The organism is Flindersiella endophytica (assembly GCF_054779015.1).
The window spans coordinates 1-554 of the sequence record NZ_BAAGYY010000033.1 but is presented as its reverse complement, the minus strand read 5'-3'; the positions used below and the strand labels follow the sequence as shown (position 1 = coordinate 554).

Genomic DNA, 554 nt, shown 5'->3' with positions numbered 1-554 from the left:
CGGCTCGGTCCCACCGACGTCATCCTCGCCGCCGGGTGGCTCGACCTGCAGATCCCCCTTTTCCGCGCCCCGGCCGCATGCTGGTGCGCCCGAGCGATCGTGGAGTCCACCGACACTTCCCAGGTGATCAACCCAGCCGCATCAGCCAGGGTCTGCAACCCGGTCAAGATCCGTGCCCAGGCGCCGTTGCGCTGCCAGCGACGGAACAGGCCATACACCGTCTGCCAGGGCCCATACTCAACCGGCACGTCGCGCCACGGTGTGCCTGCCCGCACCCGCCACCGAATCCCGTCAATCAACTGCCGTTTCGTCCACTTGGGCGGCCGACCAGACTTCTTCGGCGTGGGCAGCACCGACTCCAGAATCGGCTCCAGCACCGCCCATTGCGCGTCGGTCAGATCGAACCGCCCCGCCGCCGCTACGCTGGCCACGAGGTCTCCGTGCTGATGGTCGTCTTGGTCGATGAACCATCTACCGGAGACCTCGCACATTCTTGATCACCGACACGCCGAGCACACCCAGATCACAACAACCACTTATGAAACAGGGCCTAG

The 554-nt window shown here is 65.5% G+C and carries 1 protein-coding gene; it reads right to left on the bottom strand.

The genetic code is table 11. The annotated features are described in order from the left end of the window. A partial coding sequence (locus ACYVF6_RS37520) for an IS5 family transposase (RefSeq protein WP_460528701.1) occupies nt 1-431 on the bottom strand: 431 nt, incomplete at its 3' end. Nucleotides 432-554: the final 123 nt, after the last annotated feature.